General features: G+C 33.6%; 22 protein-coding genes and 1 riboswitch. Of the genes, 20 read left to right on the top strand and 2 right to left on the bottom strand.

Annotation, left to right across the window (positions count from 1 at the left end; translation table 11 throughout):
- A partial coding sequence (locus tag LF845_RS10050) for a twin-arginine translocation signal domain-containing protein (RefSeq protein ID WP_242820886.1) occupies nt 1-285 on the bottom strand: 285 nt, incomplete at its 3' end.
- A gap of 176 nt (nt 286-461) precedes the next feature.
- Nucleotides 462-639: riboswitch (cobalamin riboswitch) on the top strand.
- A gap of 97 nt (nt 640-736) precedes the next feature.
- Here LF845_RS10050 and LF845_RS10045 point away from each other — a divergent pair.
- From LF845_RS10045 to LF845_RS09955, 19 genes are all read left to right on the top strand, one after another.
- Nucleotides 737-2,740, top strand: a complete 2,004-nt coding sequence (locus LF845_RS10045; RefSeq protein ID WP_242820885.1) for a TonB-dependent receptor — start codon at nt 737-739, stop codon at nt 2,738-2,740.
- A complete protein-coding gene (locus LF845_RS10040; protein ID WP_242820884.1) occupies nt 2,724-3,560 on the top strand; it encodes a helical backbone metal receptor in 837 nt (278 codons plus the stop codon). The genes LF845_RS10045 and LF845_RS10040 overlap by 17 nt, the downstream gene beginning before the upstream one ends.
- Nucleotides 3,557-5,026 carry a cobyric acid synthase gene (locus LF845_RS10035; RefSeq protein WP_242820883.1) on the top strand — a complete coding sequence of 490 codons (1,470 nt, stop codon included), beginning with the start codon at nt 3,557-3,559 and terminating at the stop codon, nt 5,024-5,026. The genes LF845_RS10040 and LF845_RS10035 overlap by 4 nt, the downstream gene beginning before the upstream one ends.
- The gene (locus tag LF845_RS10030) at nt 5,020-6,024 is read left to right on the top strand and encodes a pyridoxal phosphate-dependent aminotransferase (RefSeq protein ID WP_242820882.1); all 1,005 of its coding nucleotides are present in this window, start codon (nt 5,020-5,022) and stop codon (nt 6,022-6,024) included. The genes LF845_RS10035 and LF845_RS10030 overlap by 7 nt, the downstream gene beginning before the upstream one ends.
- Nucleotides 6,017-6,955, top strand: a complete 939-nt coding sequence (gene cbiB / locus LF845_RS10025) for an adenosylcobinamide-phosphate synthase CbiB (RefSeq protein WP_242820881.1) — start codon at nt 6,017-6,019, stop codon at nt 6,953-6,955. The genes LF845_RS10030 and cbiB overlap by 8 nt, the downstream gene beginning before the upstream one ends.
- The gene (locus LF845_RS10020; RefSeq protein WP_242820880.1) at nt 6,948-7,916 is read left to right on the top strand and encodes a FecCD family ABC transporter permease; all 969 of its coding nucleotides are present in this window, start codon (nt 6,948-6,950) and stop codon (nt 7,914-7,916) included. Before cbiB ends, LF845_RS10020 begins: the two co-directional genes overlap by 8 nt.
- On the top strand, nt 7,913-8,737 hold the full coding sequence (locus tag LF845_RS10015) for an ABC transporter ATP-binding protein (RefSeq protein ID WP_242820879.1): 825 nt from the start codon (nt 7,913-7,915) through the stop codon (nt 8,735-8,737). Before LF845_RS10020 ends, LF845_RS10015 begins: the two co-directional genes overlap by 4 nt.
- Before the next feature lie 67 nt (nt 8,738-8,804).
- Nucleotides 8,805-9,482 (top strand): energy transducer TonB, encoded by a 678-nt coding sequence (locus LF845_RS10010; protein WP_242820878.1) that lies wholly within the window; start codon nt 8,805-8,807, stop codon nt 9,480-9,482.
- Nucleotides 9,482-10,201: a cobamide remodeling phosphodiesterase CbiR gene (gene cbiR / locus LF845_RS10005; protein ID WP_242820877.1), complete on the top strand. Its 720-nt coding sequence runs from the start codon at nt 9,482-9,484 to the stop codon at nt 10,199-10,201. Before LF845_RS10010 ends, cbiR begins: the two co-directional genes overlap by 1 nt.
- Nucleotides 10,173-10,673, top strand: a complete 501-nt coding sequence (locus LF845_RS10000) for a bifunctional adenosylcobinamide kinase/adenosylcobinamide-phosphate guanylyltransferase (protein WP_242820876.1) — start codon at nt 10,173-10,175, stop codon at nt 10,671-10,673. Before cbiR ends, LF845_RS10000 begins: the two co-directional genes overlap by 29 nt.
- 18 nt (nt 10,674-10,691) lie before the next feature.
- Nucleotides 10,692-10,949, top strand: a complete 258-nt coding sequence (locus LF845_RS09995; protein WP_242820875.1) for a cysteine-rich small domain-containing protein — start codon at nt 10,692-10,694, stop codon at nt 10,947-10,949.
- Nucleotides 10,939-11,997, top strand: coding sequence for a nicotinate-nucleotide--dimethylbenzimidazole phosphoribosyltransferase (gene cobT, locus LF845_RS09990; protein WP_242820874.1), 1,059 nt, complete (start codon nt 10,939-10,941; stop codon nt 11,995-11,997). Before LF845_RS09995 ends, cobT begins: the two co-directional genes overlap by 11 nt.
- Nucleotides 11,994-12,683, top strand: coding sequence for an adenosylcobinamide-GDP ribazoletransferase (gene cobS / locus LF845_RS09985; protein WP_242820873.1), 690 nt, complete (start codon nt 11,994-11,996; stop codon nt 12,681-12,683). The genes cobT and cobS overlap by 4 nt, the downstream gene beginning before the upstream one ends.
- Before the next feature lie 161 nt (nt 12,684-12,844).
- Nucleotides 12,845-14,539: a biosynthetic-type acetolactate synthase large subunit gene (gene ilvB, locus LF845_RS09980; protein ID WP_242820872.1), complete on the top strand. Its 1,695-nt coding sequence runs from the start codon at nt 12,845-12,847 to the stop codon at nt 14,537-14,539.
- A gap of 4 nt (nt 14,540-14,543) precedes the next feature.
- Nucleotides 14,544-15,059 (top strand): acetolactate synthase small subunit, encoded by a 516-nt coding sequence (gene ilvN, locus LF845_RS09975; RefSeq protein ID WP_242820871.1) that lies wholly within the window; start codon nt 14,544-14,546, stop codon nt 15,057-15,059.
- Nucleotides 15,060-15,068: 9 nt separating this feature from the next.
- The gene (gene ilvC, locus LF845_RS09970) at nt 15,069-16,085 is read left to right on the top strand and encodes a ketol-acid reductoisomerase (RefSeq protein WP_242820870.1); all 1,017 of its coding nucleotides are present in this window, start codon (nt 15,069-15,071) and stop codon (nt 16,083-16,085) included.
- Nucleotides 16,086-16,236: 151 nt separating this feature from the next.
- On the top strand, nt 16,237-16,875 hold the full coding sequence (locus LF845_RS09965; RefSeq protein WP_242820869.1) for a phosphatidylserine decarboxylase family protein: 639 nt from the start codon (nt 16,237-16,239) through the stop codon (nt 16,873-16,875).
- Nucleotides 16,872-17,606 (top strand): CDP-diacylglycerol--serine O-phosphatidyltransferase, encoded by a 735-nt coding sequence (pssA, locus tag LF845_RS09960; protein ID WP_242820868.1) that lies wholly within the window; start codon nt 16,872-16,874, stop codon nt 17,604-17,606. Before LF845_RS09965 ends, pssA begins: the two co-directional genes overlap by 4 nt.
- 89 nt (nt 17,607-17,695) lie before the next feature.
- Complete coding sequence (locus LF845_RS09955) at nt 17,696-19,246, top strand: 2-isopropylmalate synthase (protein WP_242820867.1); 1,551 nt, start codon at nt 17,696-17,698, stop codon at nt 19,244-19,246.
- A 27-nt stretch (nt 19,247-19,273) separates the two neighbouring features.
- Here the strand turns inward: LF845_RS09955 and LF845_RS09950 are convergent, their stop codons facing one another.
- Nucleotides 19,274-20,116, bottom strand: coding sequence for a DUF2860 family protein (locus LF845_RS09950; RefSeq protein ID WP_341352905.1), 843 nt, complete (start codon nt 20,114-20,116; stop codon nt 19,274-19,276).
- 278 nt (nt 20,117-20,394) lie between these two features.
- Here LF845_RS09950 and LF845_RS09945 point away from each other — a divergent pair, with 278 nt between their 5' ends.
- Nucleotides 20,395-20,859, top strand: a complete 465-nt coding sequence (locus LF845_RS09945; protein ID WP_242820866.1) for a division/cell wall cluster transcriptional repressor MraZ — start codon at nt 20,395-20,397, stop codon at nt 20,857-20,859.

Below are 20,859 nucleotides of genomic sequence, written 5' to 3'. Positions count from 1 at the left end.
CATTTCAACCATACCTTGCCCAACGGCATCAAAAGCTTGAAGCGCCGGTACAAGCTCTCCTCCGGCGTATACATGTATTTTAAGTCTACCTTCAGACATTTCTTCAATCCACTTGGCTATAAAGTTTGCGCTTTCGCCAAAAACTGGGAAGTTAGGTGGCCAAGTAGTTGCCATTTTCCATTGATATTTTTTTGCCGCATGAACGGCAGGAGCACCAAAGGCTAAAGATGCACCGGCAACAGCAGTAGTTGCAGCAGCTTTTTTTAGAAAATCTCTTCTCTTCATGACGCCTCCTTGTTTAGTTTTATTTAAACAATTAAAACATTGTTTAAGTTATTGGGGTGATATTATTATAAATTATCAGTAATTTCAATAGTTTTTTTTGTTTGTATTTTTCTATGTATTAACTAATTTTAAAATAGTTTGAATTTTTCCAAAGGGTTTTGTCTTATATTGACAAAATTCTATTTGTTGTTTAATGTTGCCTAATCATAGAGTGGGGAAGTCCGGTGAAAATCCGGCGCTGTCCCGCAACTGTGAGCCTGACGAAAGCCAAATTAGCCACTGCTTTTAATAGTGGGAAGGCTGGCAAGTAGGTTGAAGGTGAGCCAGGATACCCCCTATGAAATACCTTACGTGGATAAGGAGGCCTGTATGTGTTATCCTTTTACTTGATACGAATAATCCACCTTGTTCTAATGTATTTCTAACATGTTATAAAATTTTGGAGGTTGAAGTGTTTTTTAAAAATTTTTGTATAAGTTTGTTAATTTTTGTTTTTTCTATAAATGTATATGCTGTTGAAACTATAGTTGTGACTGGTAACAGAATAGGTGAAACAGAAGAAGTGATTCCTCAAAAAGTATTAGTTTATGAGGAAGAAGACCTTAAAACATACAATGCTGAAAATATTGCTGACTTTTTAAAGCAGATAAACATGGGGCATATTCACGATTATCCCGGACTTTCCACTTCAATAGACATTAGGGGTTTTAGGACAGATACCCATGGAGTAGATTTGAGAGGTAAAGTATTAGTCTTAATCAATGGTCGCAGGGCAGGGACAGGCAATTTATCCCTAATACCTATGACTAATGTTCAAAAAATAGAGATTATAAGAGGGCCGGCAGGTATTCAATATGGCTCTGCTGCAATGGGTGGTGTAGTAAATATTATATTGAAACAAGGTAAAGAAAAGGGTGAATTTTTTATAGAAGGGTCACTCGGCAGCTTTGATTACAAAAGTGTTACTGTTGGGGCTAATGGTAAAAAGAATGGTTTTGACTTTGCATTGGCACTAAAAGGTATGGATAGAGATGATTATGATACCGATATGGGGACATATCCGAAAACAGATATCGGTGAAAAAAGTATTTCCGCAAATTTTGGCTATACCTTTAATAAAGTTGATAGAATTGGATTTGTTTATAATAAATTTGACTCAGGGGATATTGGCTACAATAATAAACAACAATATACTATTGATAATTTAGCATTATATCTTGATGACTACCAAAATAAAAAGCTTGAATCCTATGATTTCGATTACACAAGAAATGGAGAAAAAATCAGTTGGAATTTAAAAGTTTTTAAAGGTAAAGAGGAAAAAACGTATCACGACCCTGACAAGAATGATTTTTTGGGCTCAAATTCAGAAAATTATTACAAAACTGAATTTAAAGGTATTCAGGGTAATCTTTTTTACAAAAGAGCACTGATTGAGCTGACTACAGGTTTTGATTACAATAGTTATGAAACAATTAACAGAAATTCGGAAAATACTGCACCTTATAATCCTGACAGTGAGTATTCTGACTTCGGGTTATTCGTTTTACCTAAGTTAAAGCTGTTAAATAATAAACTTATTGTAACTGCAGGGCTAAGGTATGATATTTACAATTTGAAAATTAAAGAAACTCCTTTAAGAAGTGATGTTAAGGCAGAGGAAACAGAAAAGAAACCTACAACATTATCTTTTGGTGTAAAATATAATTTCTCAAAAAAGATTTCTTTAAGAGGAAGTTATGGGGAAGCATATGTTATCCCTCAAGCTGACCAATTAAATGCAGATTTCTCTGTATGGGGTACACCTTACAAAGGTAATCCTGACCTTGACCCTGAAACGAGTAAGACATATGAAGTAGGAGTTGATTACAACTCAATGCTTTTAAATGGCTATCTGACATATTTCTATACAAAATATAAGGATAAAATAATAACTGAAACAGTCTCTGCAACACCATCTTACATAACCTGGATAAATAGTGGCAAAGCAACTATTAGGGGGGTTGAAGGTAATGCAAGGTTTGATATAGGGGGATTATTTAAATTACCTGTAGTTGTTGAGCCATATCTAAATTTTGTTTATTATGATAGATTTTATGATGATACTAACGATGTTAAACTTCTTTATGTATCAAGATTACAAGCAAGTTACGGGATATTTATAACTAATAACCCTGATGATTTTTACTGTAGGCTAAATTTTACTTATACAGGCAAGCAATTAGTAGATGATTACGACCCTGCAACTTATACAACTACAAGAAAATATAAGGGCTCTTTTACTGTAAGTGATTTAAGCGTGAGTAAGAGATTGGTTAACTCTAAAGTGGCAGGTAAACTATATTTAAAATTAGATGTTAATAATTTGTTTGATAAAGATTATTCCTATGTGGAAGGTTACCCTATGCCCGAAAAAAATTATAAGGGAACTTTAAAATATGTTTATAACTTCTAAATGTTTAAGGCGGCTTATTGTCGCCTTAAATTTTGTATTTTTGCTAAATTTACCTGTTTATGCAAAAGATATTAGAATAATTTCACTGACCCCTTCCATTACAAAGCAATTAATAACTATGGGTCTTGAAAATAATATTGTTGGGTGCACAAGTTATTGCCCTTTGGCTCATAAAAAAGATACAAATGCAAAAGTGATAGGCTCAGTTTCGGCAATTAATATAGAGGCTATTCTTCAACTAAAACCAGATATTGTAATGGCAAATTCTTTGACAAACATAAAGTCTATAGAGAAACTTAAAAGTTTGAAGGTAAATGTGGAAGTTTTTGAATACCCAAAAAGCATTGATGATATTTTTCAATCGGTAGTAAGATTAGGGGAAATTACAGGTAAAGTGCAGAAAGCTGAAAAAATTGTAAACGAGTCAAAAAGTAGATTAGAAAAGATTAAAACTAAATTTTTACATAACGATAAGAAGAAAGTTGTTTTTTTAATTGGTGCTAACCCACTTTTTACAGCACCAAAAAATACATATATAGATGATATAATAAACCTTATCGATGGAATAAATATTGCTGGAAATTTAAATTCGGGAATTATTTCAAAGGAGTTTATTTTAAAAGAAAATCCTGATGTAATATTTGTAATGGATATGGGTGCAATTGCTAATGATGTGATTGATGATTTTAAAAAATACGATTTTGTAAATGCGGTAAAAAAAGATAAACTATTTATCATAGATGCTGATAGGCTTGGTAGCCCTTACTTACCGGATTTGATTGATTTGATTGAAAATTTAGGCGAGCTTGTAAACAGATGAAGGGTCTAAAAAATAACTGTAGACCTTTGATGTTTGTTGGCACCGGCTCAGATGTGGGTAAAAGCATAATTGTAGCAGGTATTGGGAGAATTTTAAAACAGGATGGTTTTAACCCGGCACCATTTAAAGCTCAAAATATGGCACTTAACAGTTTTGTCACAAAAGATGGTCTTGAAATTGGCAGGGCTCAAGCAATGCAGGCAGAAAGTTGCAAGGTTGAGCCTGAAGTGCAGATGAATCCAATTCTTTTAAAGCCTAATAAGGATACTGAGAGTCAGATTGTATTAAATGGCAAACCTATAGGAAATTTTTCTGCTAAGGATTATTTTGGTAATGATTTAAAAAACAATTTTTTTCAAGAGGTTAAAAATTCCTATTACTATCTACAAAATAAATATTTCCCGATACTTATTGAGGGTGCAGGCAGTATTAGTGAAATGAATTTGTGGGAAAAAGATATTGTTAATATGCCTGTGGCAAGGTTTACAAATGCTGCGGTATTTTTAATTGCTGATATTGATAAAGGCGGTGTCATAGGGAATATTTACGGACATTATAAGTTATTAAAAGAGGAAGATAGGAAATTAATCAAAGGTTTTATAATAAACAAATTTAGAGGTGACATTTCACTTTTTGAAGATGGTAAAAAAATTATTGAACAGTTAACCGGTGTTCCTGTTGTTGGTGTAATACCATACTTTAGGGATATTTATCTTGATGAAGAGGACAGTTTAAATTGTAAAAAACGATATTCGGATAAAAGCAAAGTTTTTAAAGTAGCAGTGGTGCTGTTGAAACATATGTCTAATTTTACTGATTTTGCTCCATTTGAGCGTATCGATGATGTAAATCTGTTTTATGCGGAGAATCCTGAGGAGCTGGATGATGCAGATCTGATTATTGTTCCAGGCAGCAAAAACACCATTTCTGATATGCTATATTTAAAAAGAAAAGGCTTTGATAGAGCAATTAAAAAACATGTTAACAGTGGTAAAGGTGTGATAGGGATATGTGGCGGTTTTCAGATTTTGGGAAGAAAAATATTCGACCCTTATGGGGTGGAAAGTGATGTTCAAGAGATTGATGGTATAGGTATTTTCCCAATAGTTACAAGGATGACCAAAGATAAAAAAACGGTACAACGAAGTTTTAGATATAAAAATTATCCTGAAAAATGTATAGGTTATGAGATTCATATGGGGGAAACAACATTTTTTGAAAATAGCCCTCTAAACTTTTTTGAAGATGGTTCTGCTGAAGGCTTCCTATTGAATGAAAAGTGTTTTGGTACATATATTCACGGTATTTTCGACAACAGTATTGTATTGAGAGATATTATTAGAAAAGAGATAACTTTAGAAGACTTTGCCGCATTTAAAGATAGGCAGTATGATAAATTGGCAGATATTTTGAGAAGCTCCCTTAATATAAACTATATATATGATTGTATGAGTGGAAAATGTTAAAAGGGCACGGCGGAAATATTTCTGAGTTTGAGGATATTAAATATGATTTCAGTACAAATATTTCCCCTTACGGTATGCACAGCAAATTAAAAAGCTATTTAGCTGAAAATGTAAATGTTTTTGAGCACTATCCCGATATTGAAAGCAGACGCTTAAAAGAAAAAATATCAAGTTTTTTAAACGTGTTGCAGGATAACATTTTTATCTTAAACGGCTCAATAGAAGGGATATATTTGATAGCAGAGTTATTTAAGAATGCAAAGACAGCTATTTTAGTCCCAACATTTATAGAATATGAAGAAGCTGCTATGCGTTATAATCACAAATTAATATTTATTAATAGCTTATCCGATTTAGAAAGAGATGTTGATTTGGTTTTTCTTTGCAATCCGAATAACCCTGATGGTAAGTTTTATGAAAGGGAAGAAATTATATTTTATTTAAATAAATTTAAAGAAACATTTTTCATTGTAGATGAAGCTTATGTTGAGTTTTTGCTTAATGATATATCTTTGGTAGAATATGTTGATAAATTTAATAATTTAATTGTTTTAAAATCATTTACTAAGGTATTTGCAATACCTGGCTTAAGATTAGGTTATCTGGTTGGTAATAAAGATATTGTAAGGAAAATATGTAATCTTCAATATACTTGGAGTGTTAACTCTCTTGCACTTTTGGCAGGTGAATTTATCATTGATAATTATAGTGAATTGAAGCCACATTTTGAATTGATAGTAAATGAGTCAAAATGGCTACAGGGTGAGATTTCTAAGATAAAAAGAGTGGAAGTTTATTTTAGTGAGTTAAATTTTTTCCTGTGTAAAAGTAATGTGGCATCATTAATTTTAAAAAGATTTTTAGCGGAAAACTGTTCAATTTTAATAAGAGATGCCTCTAATTTTAGAGGGCTTTCGGAAAATTATTTTCGGGTTGCAACCTTGATGAGGGATAATAATCTGATATTACTTGAAGGATTGAGAAAATTCTATGAATGATTTTATTTTTCCTCTGATAATTGGATTTTTTTTGGATTTTGTTTTTGGTGACCCTGAAAGTAAATTTCACCCAATAAGATTGATAGGTAAAATATCAACATTTTTTGAAAAAATATTTTATAAGAAGACCAAAAATTCTGCTAAAATGAAGCTTTACGGTCTATTTTATTTTATTAGCTGTATATTGGCAGTATATGTTTTAATTTATTTAGTGATAAATATATTTGAAACCACATATTACAGAATATTTATTTTATCGCTGCTTGTGTATTTTGGAATTTCAAATAAAGAGTTGATAACCCGAGCTAAAAGTATTGAAAGCAAATTAAGTAGTAATGATATAGAAATTGCAAGGAAAGAGTTAAGCTTTATTGTGGGTAGAGATACAAAACAGTTTGATGAAAATCAGATAAGAAAGGCAGTAATTGAAACTACCTCAGAAAATTTGTGTGATGGGGTTATAGCACCTTTGTTTTACTATTTCTTAGGTGGAATTTATTTTCTTTATGTATATAAAACCGTAAATACCCTTGATTCTATAGTCGGTTATAAAAATGATAAATATAGAAATTTTGGATATTTTTCAGCAAAAATAGATGACTTGTTAAATTTTATCCCGGCAAGGTTAACTGCCTTATTGATATACGTTGTTACTTTGAAAGATGATGTGCTTAAAGGTGTTAAAAAGTTTGCACGAGTTCACACAAGTCCAAATTCAGGTTATCCTGAAGCTGCAATTGCAGGTTTTTTGAATTGTCAGCTTGGCGGAGTAAACTATTACAACAATATAAAAATTGATAAAGGCACTATTGGTGACAATGATAGAATTATTTTAAAAAAGGATATTCTTGATGTATGCAACATAAATATGAAAGTTACCGTTTTATTTGTAATCATTATTACTGCATTAAGGCTGAATTTATATGGTTAAAAAGAGAGCGCTTATTAAGATAATTATTCTTTTTTTTATATTGATTATAATGGCTTATTTTAATATTACGTATGGGCTTCATCTGTTTGAGAAATCTTCGGATATTGATAAAACAATCTTATTAAATTTAAGGTTGCCTAGGGCTGTGTTAGCAATACTTGCAGGTGGTAGTCTTTCAATATGCGGTGCTGCGTTGCAGGGAGTTTTTCGTAATAGTTTAGTAGAACCATATACTTTAGGTGTTTCTGGTGGTGCTGCGGTTGGTGTTGCAGTTGCCCTAAGTCTATCATTAAATAAAATATTTGGCGTTTTTTCACTAATAAGTGCCGGTTTTTTAGGAGCAATTTTGGTCCTTTTGCTACTTTATGTAATTGCAATAAAAAATTATAAGTTGGATATAAAAACATTACTTCTAATCGGTGTTATGATAAGTTTTATCTCATCATCTATTTTAATGTTGATTTTAGCTGTTTCAAATACACAAAATTTACATGGAATAATTTTTTGGATGATGGGCTCGCTCAGTAATGCTCAAAATAATCTAAATATTGCTTTGGGCTGCATTACACTTTTTGGACTTTTGATATTTTATTTTTTTGCAAACAAATTAAATGCTTTACAGTTTGGTTATGAAAAGGGTGCTACTTTAGGAGTAAATGTGGAGCAGGTTATTAAAATAACGGTAATACTCTCTTCTTTATTAACGGCAGCATCTGTGTCTGTTACAGGGATAATTGGATTTATAGGTTTAATTATTCCTCATATAATGAGAAAATTGTTTTACAATGATTTTAGAATATTATTTATAGCCTCATTCTTAGGTGGAGCAATATTTTTGATGCTTTCAGATTTTATTGCTTCTAAAATAATTTATCCGAATGAGTTGCCTGTGGGTGTTGTTACCGGAATTCTTGGCGGAATATTTTTTATCTATATTTTCAGAAAAGAGAAGAGGGCATGACTGAAATCTTGAGGCTTGAAAATATAATTTCGGGATATGAAAAAGGGTTTTCTTTAAAAGGGATAAACTTAACTATCTATAAATCAAAATTTTATGGAATTATAGGCCCAAATGGCTCAGGAAAATCTACACTTTTAAAGACAATGACAGGAATATTAAAACCTTTTAGTGGCAGCATTTTTTTAGATGAAAAGGATTTTTATTCTTATAACCAAAAGCAGAGGAGTAAAAAAATTGCTTATGTAAGTCAGTTTGTGGAGAATAAGGATATAAAAGTGATTGACTTTATTCTTGCAGGAAGGCTTCCTCATTTTAAAAGTTTCCAACTCTTTGAAACGGGGAAAGATAGGGAAATAGCATATAAGTATATGAAAATATTTGATATTCTGCATTATGAAAATAAATATATGTATGAATTGAGTGGAGGGCTGCAGCAGGTGGTGGCTATATGTTCAGCCTTAGCGCAGGAGCCTGAAATTTTGTTTTTGGACGAGCCTACCGCACATCTTGATTTAAATTATCAAATTAAAATATTAGATTTGTTGCAAGAGTTAAATGAAAATATGGGATTGACAATTGTCTGTATCTTGCACGATTTGAACTTAGCTGCCGAATATTGCAGCGACTTAATTTTACTAAATAATGGAGCAATATTTAAGTCGGGTGAGCCTGAGAAAATTATTACATATGAAATACTTGAAGAAGTTTACCAAACTGTAATCGTGACAGATATAAACCCAGTATCAAAGAAGCCTATGGTATTGCCGGCTTCAAAAAATGCTTTAAAGAGTATTTTAGGAGTTAAAATTGATAAAAAATAGATTTAATTTTTTTCTTATTTTTTCAGTTTTAATTCATACTATTCTTTTTTATTCATTAAAGGTAAATATGAGTTTTGATAAGCAGTTATACAATCATAAATTATATAGCTTGGATATATTAACAGTTTCCAAAAAGAATCAAGTTGCACCACATCATGTTAAAACAGAAAAAATAGACAAAAATATACACATAGAAAAACAGCCGCTCAAAAAAATAGAAAGGGTTAGACCTAAACCTTTTATAAAAAATAAAATTGCTGATATCCCCGATAAAGACAATATTCCTATCAAAAAAGTAAATGATGTTAAGATACAGTCAATAAATAAAGATATTTCAAATTCTGCAAAACCAACAGAAGGTTATACGTATACTATAACCAAAACTAATGTGCTTAAAAATGTAGAAAGTAAATTTAACGAGGTAGCTACTCAAGAGGATGTAGCAGAGAGTAATGATTTAGAGCCTGCATTTGATATAAAAAGCTATTCTAAATATATATTGTCAAAAATTAAAGAAAGGTTGGAATATCCTTTTCTAGCAAGACGAAGGGGGATTGAAGGTGATGTTGAGGTTATGATAACGGTTAGCAAATTAGGTAAACTGGAAAAATTAGAGATACTGAAATCTTCAGGTTATGAAATACTTGATAAAAATACATTGGACATGCAGGAAAAAATTACATTTGAGCAGCTTCCACCTGAAACAGTAAGTTTCCCATTAAAGATTTCATATAGGCTTCAATAATGAAGAAAGAGATTAAATCAATAGGCACCACATCTTTTATTATTCACGACAGCAGGGTAGTGAATGTAAAATATTTACAAAATAAGGTTGATATTGTGCAACTTTTGTATCTTGACAGCTTTAATCATTATGATTTGCCGGATGAAACAGAGATTGAGCAATTGATAGAAGCCAAGCAAGAATTAAAATATTATATCCATATGCCTATTGATTTAGATTTGGGAAAAGAAAGGGATTGGGATAGATTAATATTTTTTGCCGAAAAACTTTCATTTTTAAAGCCTGAGCGATTAATTGTACATCCTGTAAATAATAAGATATTTTTTGATTATTTGGAAAAATTTTTGGCAAAATTTCCTGCTACGTTAGTAGAAAATATTAATGAGGTACATTTCTTTGATAAGGTAAAAACAAAAGGTGCTGATATCTGTTTTGATGTAGGCCATGCTGTATTAAAAGGGATTGATATTAAAGAATTTATTAACACTTATAGCAGCACCATCAAAGCCTATCATTTACATGGTGTTAAAGATGGTAAAGATCATCTTTCGGTTAGATATCTGGACAAAAAACTTTTGAAATACCTATTTGATTTTGCAAGTGAGAATGACGTTGATATAATTATCGAAATTTTTGGTAAGAAGGATTTTTTTGACTCAATTAATTATTTAAAGGAGTTTTTTAGAGAAAATGATTACGTTTATAACAGGTGGGATTAAAAGCGGAAAGACAACCTTTGGATTGAGCTTAGGAAGTGGTTTTAAAGATAAGGCATATTTAGCAACTGCCGAATCATTTGATGAAGAGATGGAGAAAAAGATTTTACTGCATAGGGCTGAGAGAAAAGGTGAATGGAAAACTATTGAAGAGCCTTTAGATATTGTTCAGGCTTTGGAAAAGATTAAAACTTACGAATTTGTTTTAGTTGACTGCATTACTATGTGGATAAATAATCTTATGTTTTATAAAAAAGAGATTTCAAAAGAGACTGGTAGATTGGTAAAATACCTTGAAATATCAAAGTTTAAAAATCTGGCATTTATTTCAAATGAAGTAGGTTTAGGGTTAATATCAGCGGATAAATTATCAAGAGAATATATTAACTTATTGGGAATGGTAAATCAAAAAATTGCATCTATTAGTGATAAAGCAATACTTATGGTATCAGGGTGCCCTTTATACATAAAATAATATTACGTAGAGGATATTATGAGTTATAAATTTTTCAGCAATAAAGATTGTGAGTACTACCCGTGTCATAAAATAGAAAACCAAAACTGTCTTTTTTGCTTTTGCCCTTTGTATCTCATTGAGGATTGCGGTGGAGACTTTAAGATATTAAATGGTTATAAAGATTGCTCTAATTGCACAAAAAATCATGATGAGAATAGTTATGATTTTGTATTAAGCAGGATTAAAAAGTATTTTGAAAAGGTAAAAAATGAAGGAGCTGACAATGTTAAATGATATATTGAAAAATATTAAGAAACCTTCTGAAGAATATATGACAAAGGCAGAAAATCGCACTGCTAATCTCCTAATGCCTCCAAAAGCTATGGGGAGATTGCACGATATTTCAGAAAGATTATGTGCTATTTATGGAACATTGAAGCCTGAAATAAAAAAAGGAGCTGTTTTTGTAATGGCAGGTGACCACGGAGTAGTAGAAGAGGGAGTATCACCATTTCCACAAGAAGTTACAGGATTAATGTTTAATGCCTTTTTAAATGATATGGCAACAGTCAGTGTGTTAGGCAAAAGGGAAGGTCTGGAAATCATATTAACTGATGTAGGCTCTAAGTTTGAGTTTAAAAATAATCAAAATGTAAAGAATGAATTTATAGCAAAAAAGGTTGTAAATGGGACAAGAAATTTTGCTAAAGAGCCTGCAATGACAAGACAGCAGGCAATTGAATGTATTGAGGCAGGTATCGAAATTACGCTTAAATATATCAAAGAAAAGCAACTTAATATAGTATTGACAGGGGAAATGGGTATAGGAAATACAACCCCTTCGGCTGCCATTGGTGCAGTTATTACAGGGGTATCTGTTGAAGATATGACAGGAAAGGGAGCAGGTTTAACTAATGAAGGTGTATTAAAAAAGATTGAGATTATAAAAAAAGGGATTGACTTACACAGTCCTAATGCAGATGACCCTATAGATGTGTTGGCAAAAGTTGGTGGAGCTGAAATCGGTGCAATTGCAGGTACAATATTAGCAGCAGCATATAGTAAAATTCCCGTTATTATAGACGGGTTTATTTCTACTGCCGGTGCACTGATTGCCTATAAACTAAACCCGTTGGTAAGGGAGTATATGTTTGCAGGGCATTGCTCAGAAGAGCCCGGGCATATAAAAATGCTTGAGTATTTGTCGCTTGAGCCAATTTTAAATTTAAACATGAGGCTAGGGGAAGGCACAGGAGCAGTTTTGGCATTTCCTATTATAAAGCAAGCAGCGAATTTAATTTCTAACGTGTACACATTTGAGGAAGCCGGTATTCCAAAATGAAATCATTTCTTACTGCCATTTCATTTTTAACAATATTTAGGCTTAATTTAAAAGAATATGATAATAAAAATGCGCCTGCCTATTTTCCGTTAGTTGGACTTTTAATGGGTTTACCTGCATATTTGTTGTTGATGAGTGATATTTATTTAAAAGAAATTATTGCATTGATTACCATAGTAGTTTTTACAGGGGCTTTGCATTTAGATGGGGTTGCTGATACGGCTGATGCACTTTTTTCCCATAGGGACAAAGAGAAAAAACTTGAGATAATGAAAGATAGTAGGATTGGGGTAATGGGGGCAATTACTTTGATATTAATACTAATACTTAAAATAAATATTTTTAAAAATGCAAATCCCGGTATAATTCCTGCTTCGATGTTTTTTTCGAGGTTTATTGGTGGGTATGTGATTTCAAATTCTAAATATGCTCGCAGTGAAGGGACAGGTAATTTTTTTAAAGACTACTCATTTAGAGAAAATGTGTTTATCCTTTTATTAAGCTCTTTTGCACTTTTTATTTTTATAGATTTAAAACAATATCTTTTTGTAACTATCATTAGCTTTATTTTGGCAAAGTTATTGATTAGGCAATTTAATAATTCTTTTGGTGGTTGGACAGGCGATACAGTTGGGGCAAGTATTGAGTTTTCTGAAGTAATCATTTTATATGTTTTATCTTTTTAATGTCTTTATAAATATTTTGATAAACTCTAAAAATTTACTTGAAAACAGACCATTATTGTGTTAATCGTTTAAAAAAATTTAGTGTAATTAAACATGATTTTTAAAATATGTTTGCTTAGGGTTATACCCGGGTAAATATTAGAAAAAATAAGGGGTAATTTATGAGCAGGACAGGCGCAGAGGCATTGGTAGAATGCTTGAAAAAGCAAAATGTTGACATAGTATTTGGTTATCCCGGCGGTGTGCTACTTGGTATTTATGATACTCTATTTGATGCTGATATTCTTCATGTGCTTCCTCGTCATGAGCAAGGTGGTGTTCATGCTGCTGATGGGTATGCCAGGGCAACAGGAAAGGTTGGTGTCTGTTTTGGGACAAGTGGACCCGGTGCTACAAACCTTGTGACAGGCATTGCAAATGCATATATGGATTCTGTTCCTTTGGTGGCATTTACCGGTCAAGTGCCTACAGCTTTAATCGGTGGAGATGCATTTCAAGAAGCGGACATTATAGGGATTACAAGACCTATTGTTAAACACAGCTATCTTGTACAAAATGTAGATGATTTGCCAAGGGTTATAAATGAAGCATTTTATATCGCTAGTACAGGAAGGCCAGGGCCAGTTGTAATAGATTTGCCAAAAGATGTGGTTGCAGGAAAAACTAAGACAAAGTGTAGTGGCAAAATAGATTTGCCGGGTTACAATCCGACCTATGAAGGGCACCCCTTGCAGATAAAAAAGCTTTTGAAAGAGCTATCAGAGGCAAAAAAACCGGTTATATATGCAGGTGGCGGTGTGATTATAAGTGGCGCTACAGAAGAGCTTGTTAAACTTTCGGAAAGGATTGGTCTACCAGTCGTAAATTCTTTTTTGGGGCTTGGCGGTTTCCCAAGTGCTCATGAGAACTATGTTGGTTGGTTAGGGATGCACGGTAATTTTGCTTCAAATATGGCAATGACTGAAACCGATTTTATACTTGCTATCGGCACAAGATTTTCCGACAGGTCAACAGGCAGACTCGACGGTTTTGCGCCTAATGCAAAAATTGCTCATATAGATATTGACCCTGCTTCAATAAGTAAGATTGTGGATATAGATATACCGGTAGTTGGTGATTGTAAAAAAGTCTTGAAGCAGATGGAAGAGTATCTTGATAAGTTTAACTGGGAGAAGAATGCTGAAAGCAGAAAAGGGTGGTTGAAAAAGATAAGAGCGTGGAATAGCGAAAGACCGTTTAGTTATAAAAAATCTGATAAAGTGATAAAACCTCAATTTGTAGTTGAGGAGATATGCAGGCTTACTGACGGAGAGGCAATAATTGCGACGGAAGTAGGACAAAATCAGATGTGGGCAGGACAGTTTTATAAATTTAAGCACCCCAGACAGTTTATAAGCTCAGGGGGGCTTGGTACGATGGGGTTTGGTTTTCCTGCTGCAATCGGGGCTAAACTTGGCAGACCTGATAAACACGTTTTTGACATTGCCGGTGATGGGAGCTTCTTGATGAATATGCAGGAGATTTGTACTGCCGTCCAATACAGAGTAGGGGTAAAGGTTGCCATACTTAATAATAAGTTTTTAGGGATGATTAGACAGTGGCAGCACCTATTTTACAATAAAAGGTATTCTTATTCATGTCTTGAATGCCAGCCTGACTTTGTCAAGCTTGCAGATGCATACGGGTGTGTTGGTCTGATAGCTGAAAAACCGTCAGAAGTAGCCGATGTGATTGCCGAGTCTCTAAAGATTGAAGATAAACCTGTATTGATGGACTTTAGAGTGGATAGAGAAGAAAACGTATATCCAATGGTGCCTGCAGGTGCAGCACTCAATGAAATGATATACGGGGAGTAGTATTATGAGACACATTATTTCCGTTTTAGTTGAAAATAATTTTGGAGTTTTATCGAGAGTAGCAGGTCTTTTCAGCGGAAGGGGCTACAATATAGAAAGTCTTTCTGTGGGGGTTACTGATGACCCGAAATTTTCTGTAATGACAATTGTTACGCACGGTGATGACAGAATTATTGAGCAAATAATCAAGCAGTTAAGAAAATTGATTAATACAATAAGAGTCAGAGATGTAACCCAAATGGACCATATTGAAAGGGAGATGGTGCTTGTAAAAGTCCATGCTTCTCCTAAATATAGGGCGGAAATATTCGGAATAGTAAATACTTTTAGGGGTAAGATTGTAGATTTGACTACCGAGTCCATGGTTATAGAAATTACCGGCACTAAGGATAAAAATAAAGCTTTTTTGGATGTTTTGGAAGTATATGGTATTATTGAGGTGGTAAGGACAGGCAGCGTAGCAATAGCAAGGGGTAGCAAGGCTACTACCGATTTTACAAAACAAGATTTAAAACACTAGGAGGAATAAATGAAGGTTTATTACGAAAAAGATGCAAATTTGGAACTTATTAAAACGAAAAAGGTCGCTATAGTCGGTTATGGAAGCCAGGGGTACGGACACTCAAACAACTTGAAAGATAGTGGCGTTGATGTAGTCGTAGCTCTTAGAAAAGGGAGCCCGTCTTGGTCAAAAGTAGAAAAAGCGGGGCTTAAGCCGATGGAGGTTTCCGAAGCGGCGAAATGGGCTGATGTCATAATGATTTTGGCTCCTGATGAGTCACAAGGGGATATTTATAGAGAATATATAGCACCAAATCTTAAGGAAGGTGACTATCTTGCTTTTGCGCATGGTTTTAATATCCATTTTAATCAAATTGTTCCACCTGAAAACGTTAACGTGGTTATGATTGCACCAAAAGGTCCTGGACATTTGGTAAGAGCTGAGTATGAAAAAGGTGGCGGAGTTCCATGTTTGATTGCCGTTCATCAAGATTACACAGGTGATTCAAGAGAATTGGCTCTTTCTTATGCTGCTGCAATTGGCGGTGCAAGAGCCGGAGTTCTTGAAACAACTTTCAAGGAGGAAACTGAAACAGACCTTTTTGGAGAGCAGGCTGTACTTTGCGGAGGACTTACTCAGCTTATAAAGTATGGTTTTGAAACTCTTGTTGAAGCTGGATATGCGCCTGAAATGGCATATTTTGAGTGTTTGCATGAAGTAAAGTTAATAGTTGACCTGCTTTATGAAGGTGGGATTTCAAATATGAGATATTCTATCAGTAATACTGCTCAATATGGCGATATTACGAGAGGCCCAAGAGTTGTAGATCCGCAGGTTAAAGAAAATATGAGAGAAGTATTGTATGAAATACAGACAGGACAATTTGCAAAAGAGTGGATGCTTGAAAATAAAGCTGGCAGACCTACATTTAATGCACTTACCAAAATGGATGAAGAACATATGATAGAGCAAGTTGGCCAAAATTTAAGATCTATGATGAGCTGGCTTGGTAAGAGTAAAATAGTAGACAAATCTAAAAATTAATCTAATCATGGGAGGGTTATCCTCCCTCCTCTTTTTTAAGAAAAGTATTAAGTTAGTTTGATTATTCTAATAAGTTAGCAGTGTTAGTTAAAATGCTCTTGCTTTTTTTTTTATACTTGTTAAATTACTAGAAAAATAATGGGAGTCGAATTTGATAGCGAAAGAAGGTTTTCCTTTTATTGTAACTGCGGCAGTTTTATTTGTCGTTTTTTTGGTTTTTCCAAAATGGCTTTTGGTAGTTTTAAGTTTAACTTGTGTTGTTTTCTTTTTAATATTTTTCAGAGACCCGGAAAGGACAGTTCCCCCTTTTGAAAATATTGCTGTTTCTGCTGCAGATGGAAAGGTCGTGGAAATAAAGGATGAAGAGTTAGATGGAGTTTCATATAAAAAAGTAAGTGTATTTATGAATGTCTTTAATGTCCATGTAAACCGTATGCCTGTTACCGGCACGGTTGTTAAGGTTGAGCATAGACCTGGAAAGTTTTTGGCGGCAGATAAGCCTGAAAGCTCTATGGAAAATGAACAAAATCTTATCTATGTGGACTCAAAATACGGCAGAATGATATTTAAACAGGTTGCTGGTCTTGTAGCCAGAAGGACAGTTTGCTATGCGAAGGAAAATGAGTTGTTGCAAATAGGCGATAGGTTAGGTATAATCAAATTCTCGTCAAGAGTTGATCATTATTTTCCGGCGGATACATTTATAGTGGTAAGCCTTAATGACCATGTTAAAGCCGGGGAAACTGTGATTGCAAGATTTGAAGGTGTTAAAGAAGGAGAAGATAGTTGATAGAAAAAAAATGTATTTTGCCGAATTTCTTAACTGTAATGAGTATGTTTTGTGGATTTTATTCCATCGTATCATCAATACAGGGTAATTATGTGGCGGCAGCATATGCAATATTGGTTGCGTTTGTTTTTGACGGGTTGGATGGCAAGGTTGCAAGAGCTCTCAATGCTACAAGCAAGTTTGGCGTGCAGCTTGATTCTTTAAGTGATTTGGTGTCGTTTGGAGTAGCTCCAGCTGTTTTGATATATATGTGGCTTTTAATCCCTTACGGGAGACTTGGATGGATGGCTGCTTTTCTTTTTGTGGCGTGTGGTGCTTTAAGGCTTGCAAGATTCAATGTACAGGCAGGGAAGGTTGATTCCACTTTTTTTGTGGGCTTACCGATTCCGTCAGCTGCAGGAATAATAGCCACAAGTGTCCTTTTTGTTAAAGATGTGTTTGGCAATCCGACAGACTTTTCCATACCTGTTACTTATGTCTTTATGATATATCTCTTGGCATTTTTAATGGTTAGTTCACTTCCATATTATAGTTTTAAAAAGGTTGAGGGTATTTCTAAGAGGCCCTTTAATATAATGGTTCTTTTCGTGTTGTTTATATTCATAATAGGGATGTATCCTGAAGTATTTCTCTTTCTGTTTTTTGTCGGTTATATTTTTTCAGGTCTACTACTTGGTCTACTACGTTATAAGAAGAAGATCCCGGTGGAGGACAGTATAGAGGAGATTTAACTCTCTATACCGCAAAGGCGAATATAAAGCCCTACCCTCCAACGGGGGTAGGGCTTTTTTTGTATAGTTTAAAATAAAGGAGGAAGTCGATGAGAAAAATTGTAGTATTTGACACCACATTAAGGGATGGGGAACAAGCGCCCGGTTTTAGTATGAACATTGATGAGAAGATTAAAATGGCCTTGCAGCTCGAACGTTTGGGGGTAGATGTTATTGAAGCCGGTTTTCCTATCTCTTCACCCGGTGATTTTGAAGCGGTCAAAAAGGTCGCGGAAACTGTAAAAAAACCGGCAGTCGCAGGTCTTTGCAGAGCTAATAAAAAAGATATTGAAGTTGGTTATGAGGCACTTAAAAATGCTTTTAGACCAAGAATCCACACATTTATTGCCACGTCTGATATACATATGCAGTATAAGCTTAAAAAATCCCCTGAAGAAGTGTTGGAAACAGCTATTGAAGCGGTAAAATATGCAAGAAATCTTTGTGAAGACGTGGAATTTAGTGCTGAAGATGCCACGAGGACTAATCTTGATTTTTTATGCAAGGTTGTTGAAGAGGTAATAAAGGCAGGTGCTAAAACAGTAAATATCCCAGATACCGTAGGTTACACTGTGCCGATGGAATTTGAAAAGATTATTTCAACAATTATGAATAAGGTTCCAAATGTTGACAAGGCTGCAATAAGTGTACATTGTCACAATGATCTTGGACTTGCGGTTGCTAACTCTTTAGCTGCTATAAAAGCCGGTGCTTCACAAGTGGAATGTACTATCAATGGGATAGGTGAGAGAGCTGGTAATGCTTCCCTTGAAGAAGTTATAATGGCAATGTATGTTAGACGTGATATTTTCAACGATGTTGAAAATGGTATTAATACTCATGAAATCTATAAAACAAGCAGACTTTTGACTTCTATTACTGGAGTACAAGTGCAGCCAAATAAGGCGATTATTGGTAAAAATGCTTTTGCCCATGAAGCTGGAATACATCAGGATGGTGTTTTAAAAGAGAGAACAACTTATGAAATAATGACACCTGAAAGTGTTGGTTTCCCATCTAACAAACTTGTTCTTGGTAAGCATTCTGGAAGACATGCTCTTTTAAAAAGAATTCAGGATTTGGGTTATGATATAGAAGGGATAGATATCGAGAAAGTATACAATAAATTTAAGGTGTTGGCAGACAAAAAGAAAGAGGTATATGACGAAGATATTGAAATAATTATTGAAAATCAAACAAGCATTGCCAAAGAAGCTTTTTCTCTTGAATATATAAATATTGTTAGTGGTAATACCGCTGTTCCGACTGCCACAGTTCAGCTTATGGATGCCAAAGGTAATATTAGTATGGATGCTTCAACCGGTGATGGCCCGGTAGATGCAAGCTTTAAGGCTATTGAAAGGATAGCAGGTGTTCAAGGTAGGCTAAAAAAGTATAGAATTAATGCAGTGACAGCTGGAAAAGATGCTCAAGGAGAAGTGGTAGTGAGTGTAGTTTTTGAAGACTCAGGTATAGAGGTTACCGGGCGTGGATATTCGACGGATGTTGTAGAAGCAAGTGCAAAAGCTTATTTAAATGCTTTAAACAGATATTTAAATAGAAAAAATTTTGGTAAAAAAGAAGTTAGCGATACTATTTAGGGTATGCCGGTCTTCCGGCATACTTTTTTAAAATTTGTATCCAATAATAATCCCTGAAAATATTTTTGATTCTTTATAAAAATCTATGTTTGAATATTTTTCTGAATATCCTGCTGTCAAAGTCAGATAAGTTTTTTCAAAACCTAACGGATTATCAATATTGCAAACAAGCATAAGGTTGTGTGAATTTTCATTGCGTTTTTTTCCAAAAATAGGCTCATCATCTTGGTAATATTTTTTATAAATATTTCCTTTAAAGATTAGCTTAAGGTTTCTTTTGAAATAAAGAGATGAAAAACCAGCACCATATCCATAAAAGCTGTTACTTTCACCTTTTGCTTTTGATGTATTGAAAGATACTTCCGGTATAAACATTAAGCCCCTAATTTTTGTCTTTACATTGTACCCTACAATAAAGTCTTTAAAGATTGCATCCCTTTTGAGAGTACTGTATTCTACATTATCTTTTCTGATATCAGTATATTTTAAGTTATATTTAATCAAAAAGTTTGTGTTCATTACTTTATTAAGTTCAAGATTAAGACCGTAAGTGTAAATATCAGTTTCTTCTCTTTTACTGTTTAATTTATATGGATTTTTCCACCCTTTTTTAAAAGGGTCAATAAATATTTGAGCTTTCAAATCACCGTAATTTTCAATTTTCCTTTTACCAGAAATAAAAAGTCCGCGTGCATCACCCGAATATCCTATTCCGCCTGAGATTGATGAATCGCCATATTTCTTTGAGAAGCTAAGCTCCCCTATGAGTGCCGTATCACTTTCATACGAGCTAGGTTTATCATGTTTAGCTAAATAATTATTACTGTTTGTATCAAAATTGCTTTTTGTGGAAGTAAATATAGTGCCTATACCTAACTTTGTTTCGGCATAAAGACTACTGATTGTAAAAAATAATAAGATTATTATAAAACGTAATATTAAACACCTCGGATAAACTTTTTATTGAAAGCCAGTGTTCAGTTAGTAATTGTTTAATCAGTATAGGTATTTTTATGTATGTTGTAAAGGCTATATTTTTAAGTATTTTTAGTAATTAAAAAGAAAATTTTATAGATATTTCCCTTGACAGCAAATGTTGTATATGTGTATTATTTGTCATATAATGTCATTTATTGGTATGGAATGTTATGAAAATTTTAGGAAGTTTCAAAGGCAAAAGTTTGCACACCATCAACGAAACAGGCCGTGTCAGTATTCCGTCCAAATTTAGAGATATTCTTAAATCAAAATACAATGAAGAGTCACTGATTTTAGTTTCACTCGGCAGTCACATTGTCGCTTATCCGGTATATGAGTGGGCAAAGCTTGAGGAAGCTTGGGAAAAAGAACCGCCAAGTGACCCAAAAGTAAAAAAATTTATAAAGTATCTGTATTCTACTGCGGAGGATTGTACTATCGATAGGCAGGGTAGAATCTTGATACCGAACATATTGAGAGAAAAAACAGGTCTGTCTTCGGAATGTGTGATTGTAGGAGTTAGAAATAAAATAGAGATATGGCCTAAAGATAAATGGGATGCAGAGTTTGAGCATATTGATGTGGAGGATATGTTCAATACGATTTCTGAACAGTTTCCTGAGATAAATTTGTAG

The sequence above is a fragment of the Deferrivibrio essentukiensis genome (assembly GCF_020480685.1).
Taxonomy (GTDB): Bacteria; Chrysiogenota; Deferribacteres; order Deferribacterales; family Deferrivibrionaceae; genus Deferrivibrio; species Deferrivibrio essentukiensis.
The sequence above is the reverse complement of the archived record's forward strand: the minus strand, read 5'-3'. Positions and strand labels throughout refer to the sequence as shown.

Coding starts and splice junctions, on each gene's coding strand:
- LF845_RS10040 (WP_242820884.1), top strand. CDS start 2,724: ATGTTTATAACTTCTAAATGTTTAAGGCGGCTTATTGTCGCCTTAAAT.
- LF845_RS10035 (WP_242820883.1), top strand. CDS start 3,557: ATGAAGGGTCTAAAAAATAACTGTAGACCTTTGATGTTTGTTGGCACC.
- LF845_RS10030 (WP_242820882.1), top strand. CDS start 5,020: ATGTTAAAAGGGCACGGCGGAAATATTTCTGAGTTTGAGGATATTAAA.
- cbiB (WP_242820881.1), top strand. CDS start 6,017: ATGAATGATTTTATTTTTCCTCTGATAATTGGATTTTTTTTGGATTTT.
- LF845_RS10020 (WP_242820880.1), top strand. CDS start 6,948: ATGGTTAAAAAGAGAGCGCTTATTAAGATAATTATTCTTTTTTTTATA.
- LF845_RS10015 (WP_242820879.1), top strand. CDS start 7,913: ATGACTGAAATCTTGAGGCTTGAAAATATAATTTCGGGATATGAAAAA.
- LF845_RS10010 (WP_242820878.1), top strand. CDS start 8,805: ATGAGTTTTGATAAGCAGTTATACAATCATAAATTATATAGCTTGGAT.
- cbiR (WP_242820877.1), top strand. CDS start 9,482: ATGAAGAAAGAGATTAAATCAATAGGCACCACATCTTTTATTATTCAC.
- LF845_RS10000 (WP_242820876.1), top strand. CDS start 10,173: ATGATTACGTTTATAACAGGTGGGATTAAAAGCGGAAAGACAACCTTT.
- LF845_RS09995 (WP_242820875.1), top strand. CDS start 10,692: ATGAGTTATAAATTTTTCAGCAATAAAGATTGTGAGTACTACCCGTGT.
- cobT (WP_242820874.1), top strand. CDS start 10,939: ATGTTAAATGATATATTGAAAAATATTAAGAAACCTTCTGAAGAATAT.
- cobS (WP_242820873.1), top strand. CDS start 11,994: ATGAAATCATTTCTTACTGCCATTTCATTTTTAACAATATTTAGGCTT.
- ilvB (WP_242820872.1), top strand. CDS start 12,845: ATGAGCAGGACAGGCGCAGAGGCATTGGTAGAATGCTTGAAAAAGCAA.
- ilvN (WP_242820871.1), top strand. CDS start 14,544: ATGAGACACATTATTTCCGTTTTAGTTGAAAATAATTTTGGAGTTTTA.
- ilvC (WP_242820870.1), top strand. CDS start 15,069: ATGAAGGTTTATTACGAAAAAGATGCAAATTTGGAACTTATTAAAACG.
- LF845_RS09955 (WP_242820867.1), top strand. CDS start 17,696: ATGAGAAAAATTGTAGTATTTGACACCACATTAAGGGATGGGGAACAA.
- LF845_RS09945 (WP_242820866.1), top strand. CDS start 20,395: ATGAAAATTTTAGGAAGTTTCAAAGGCAAAAGTTTGCACACCATCAAC.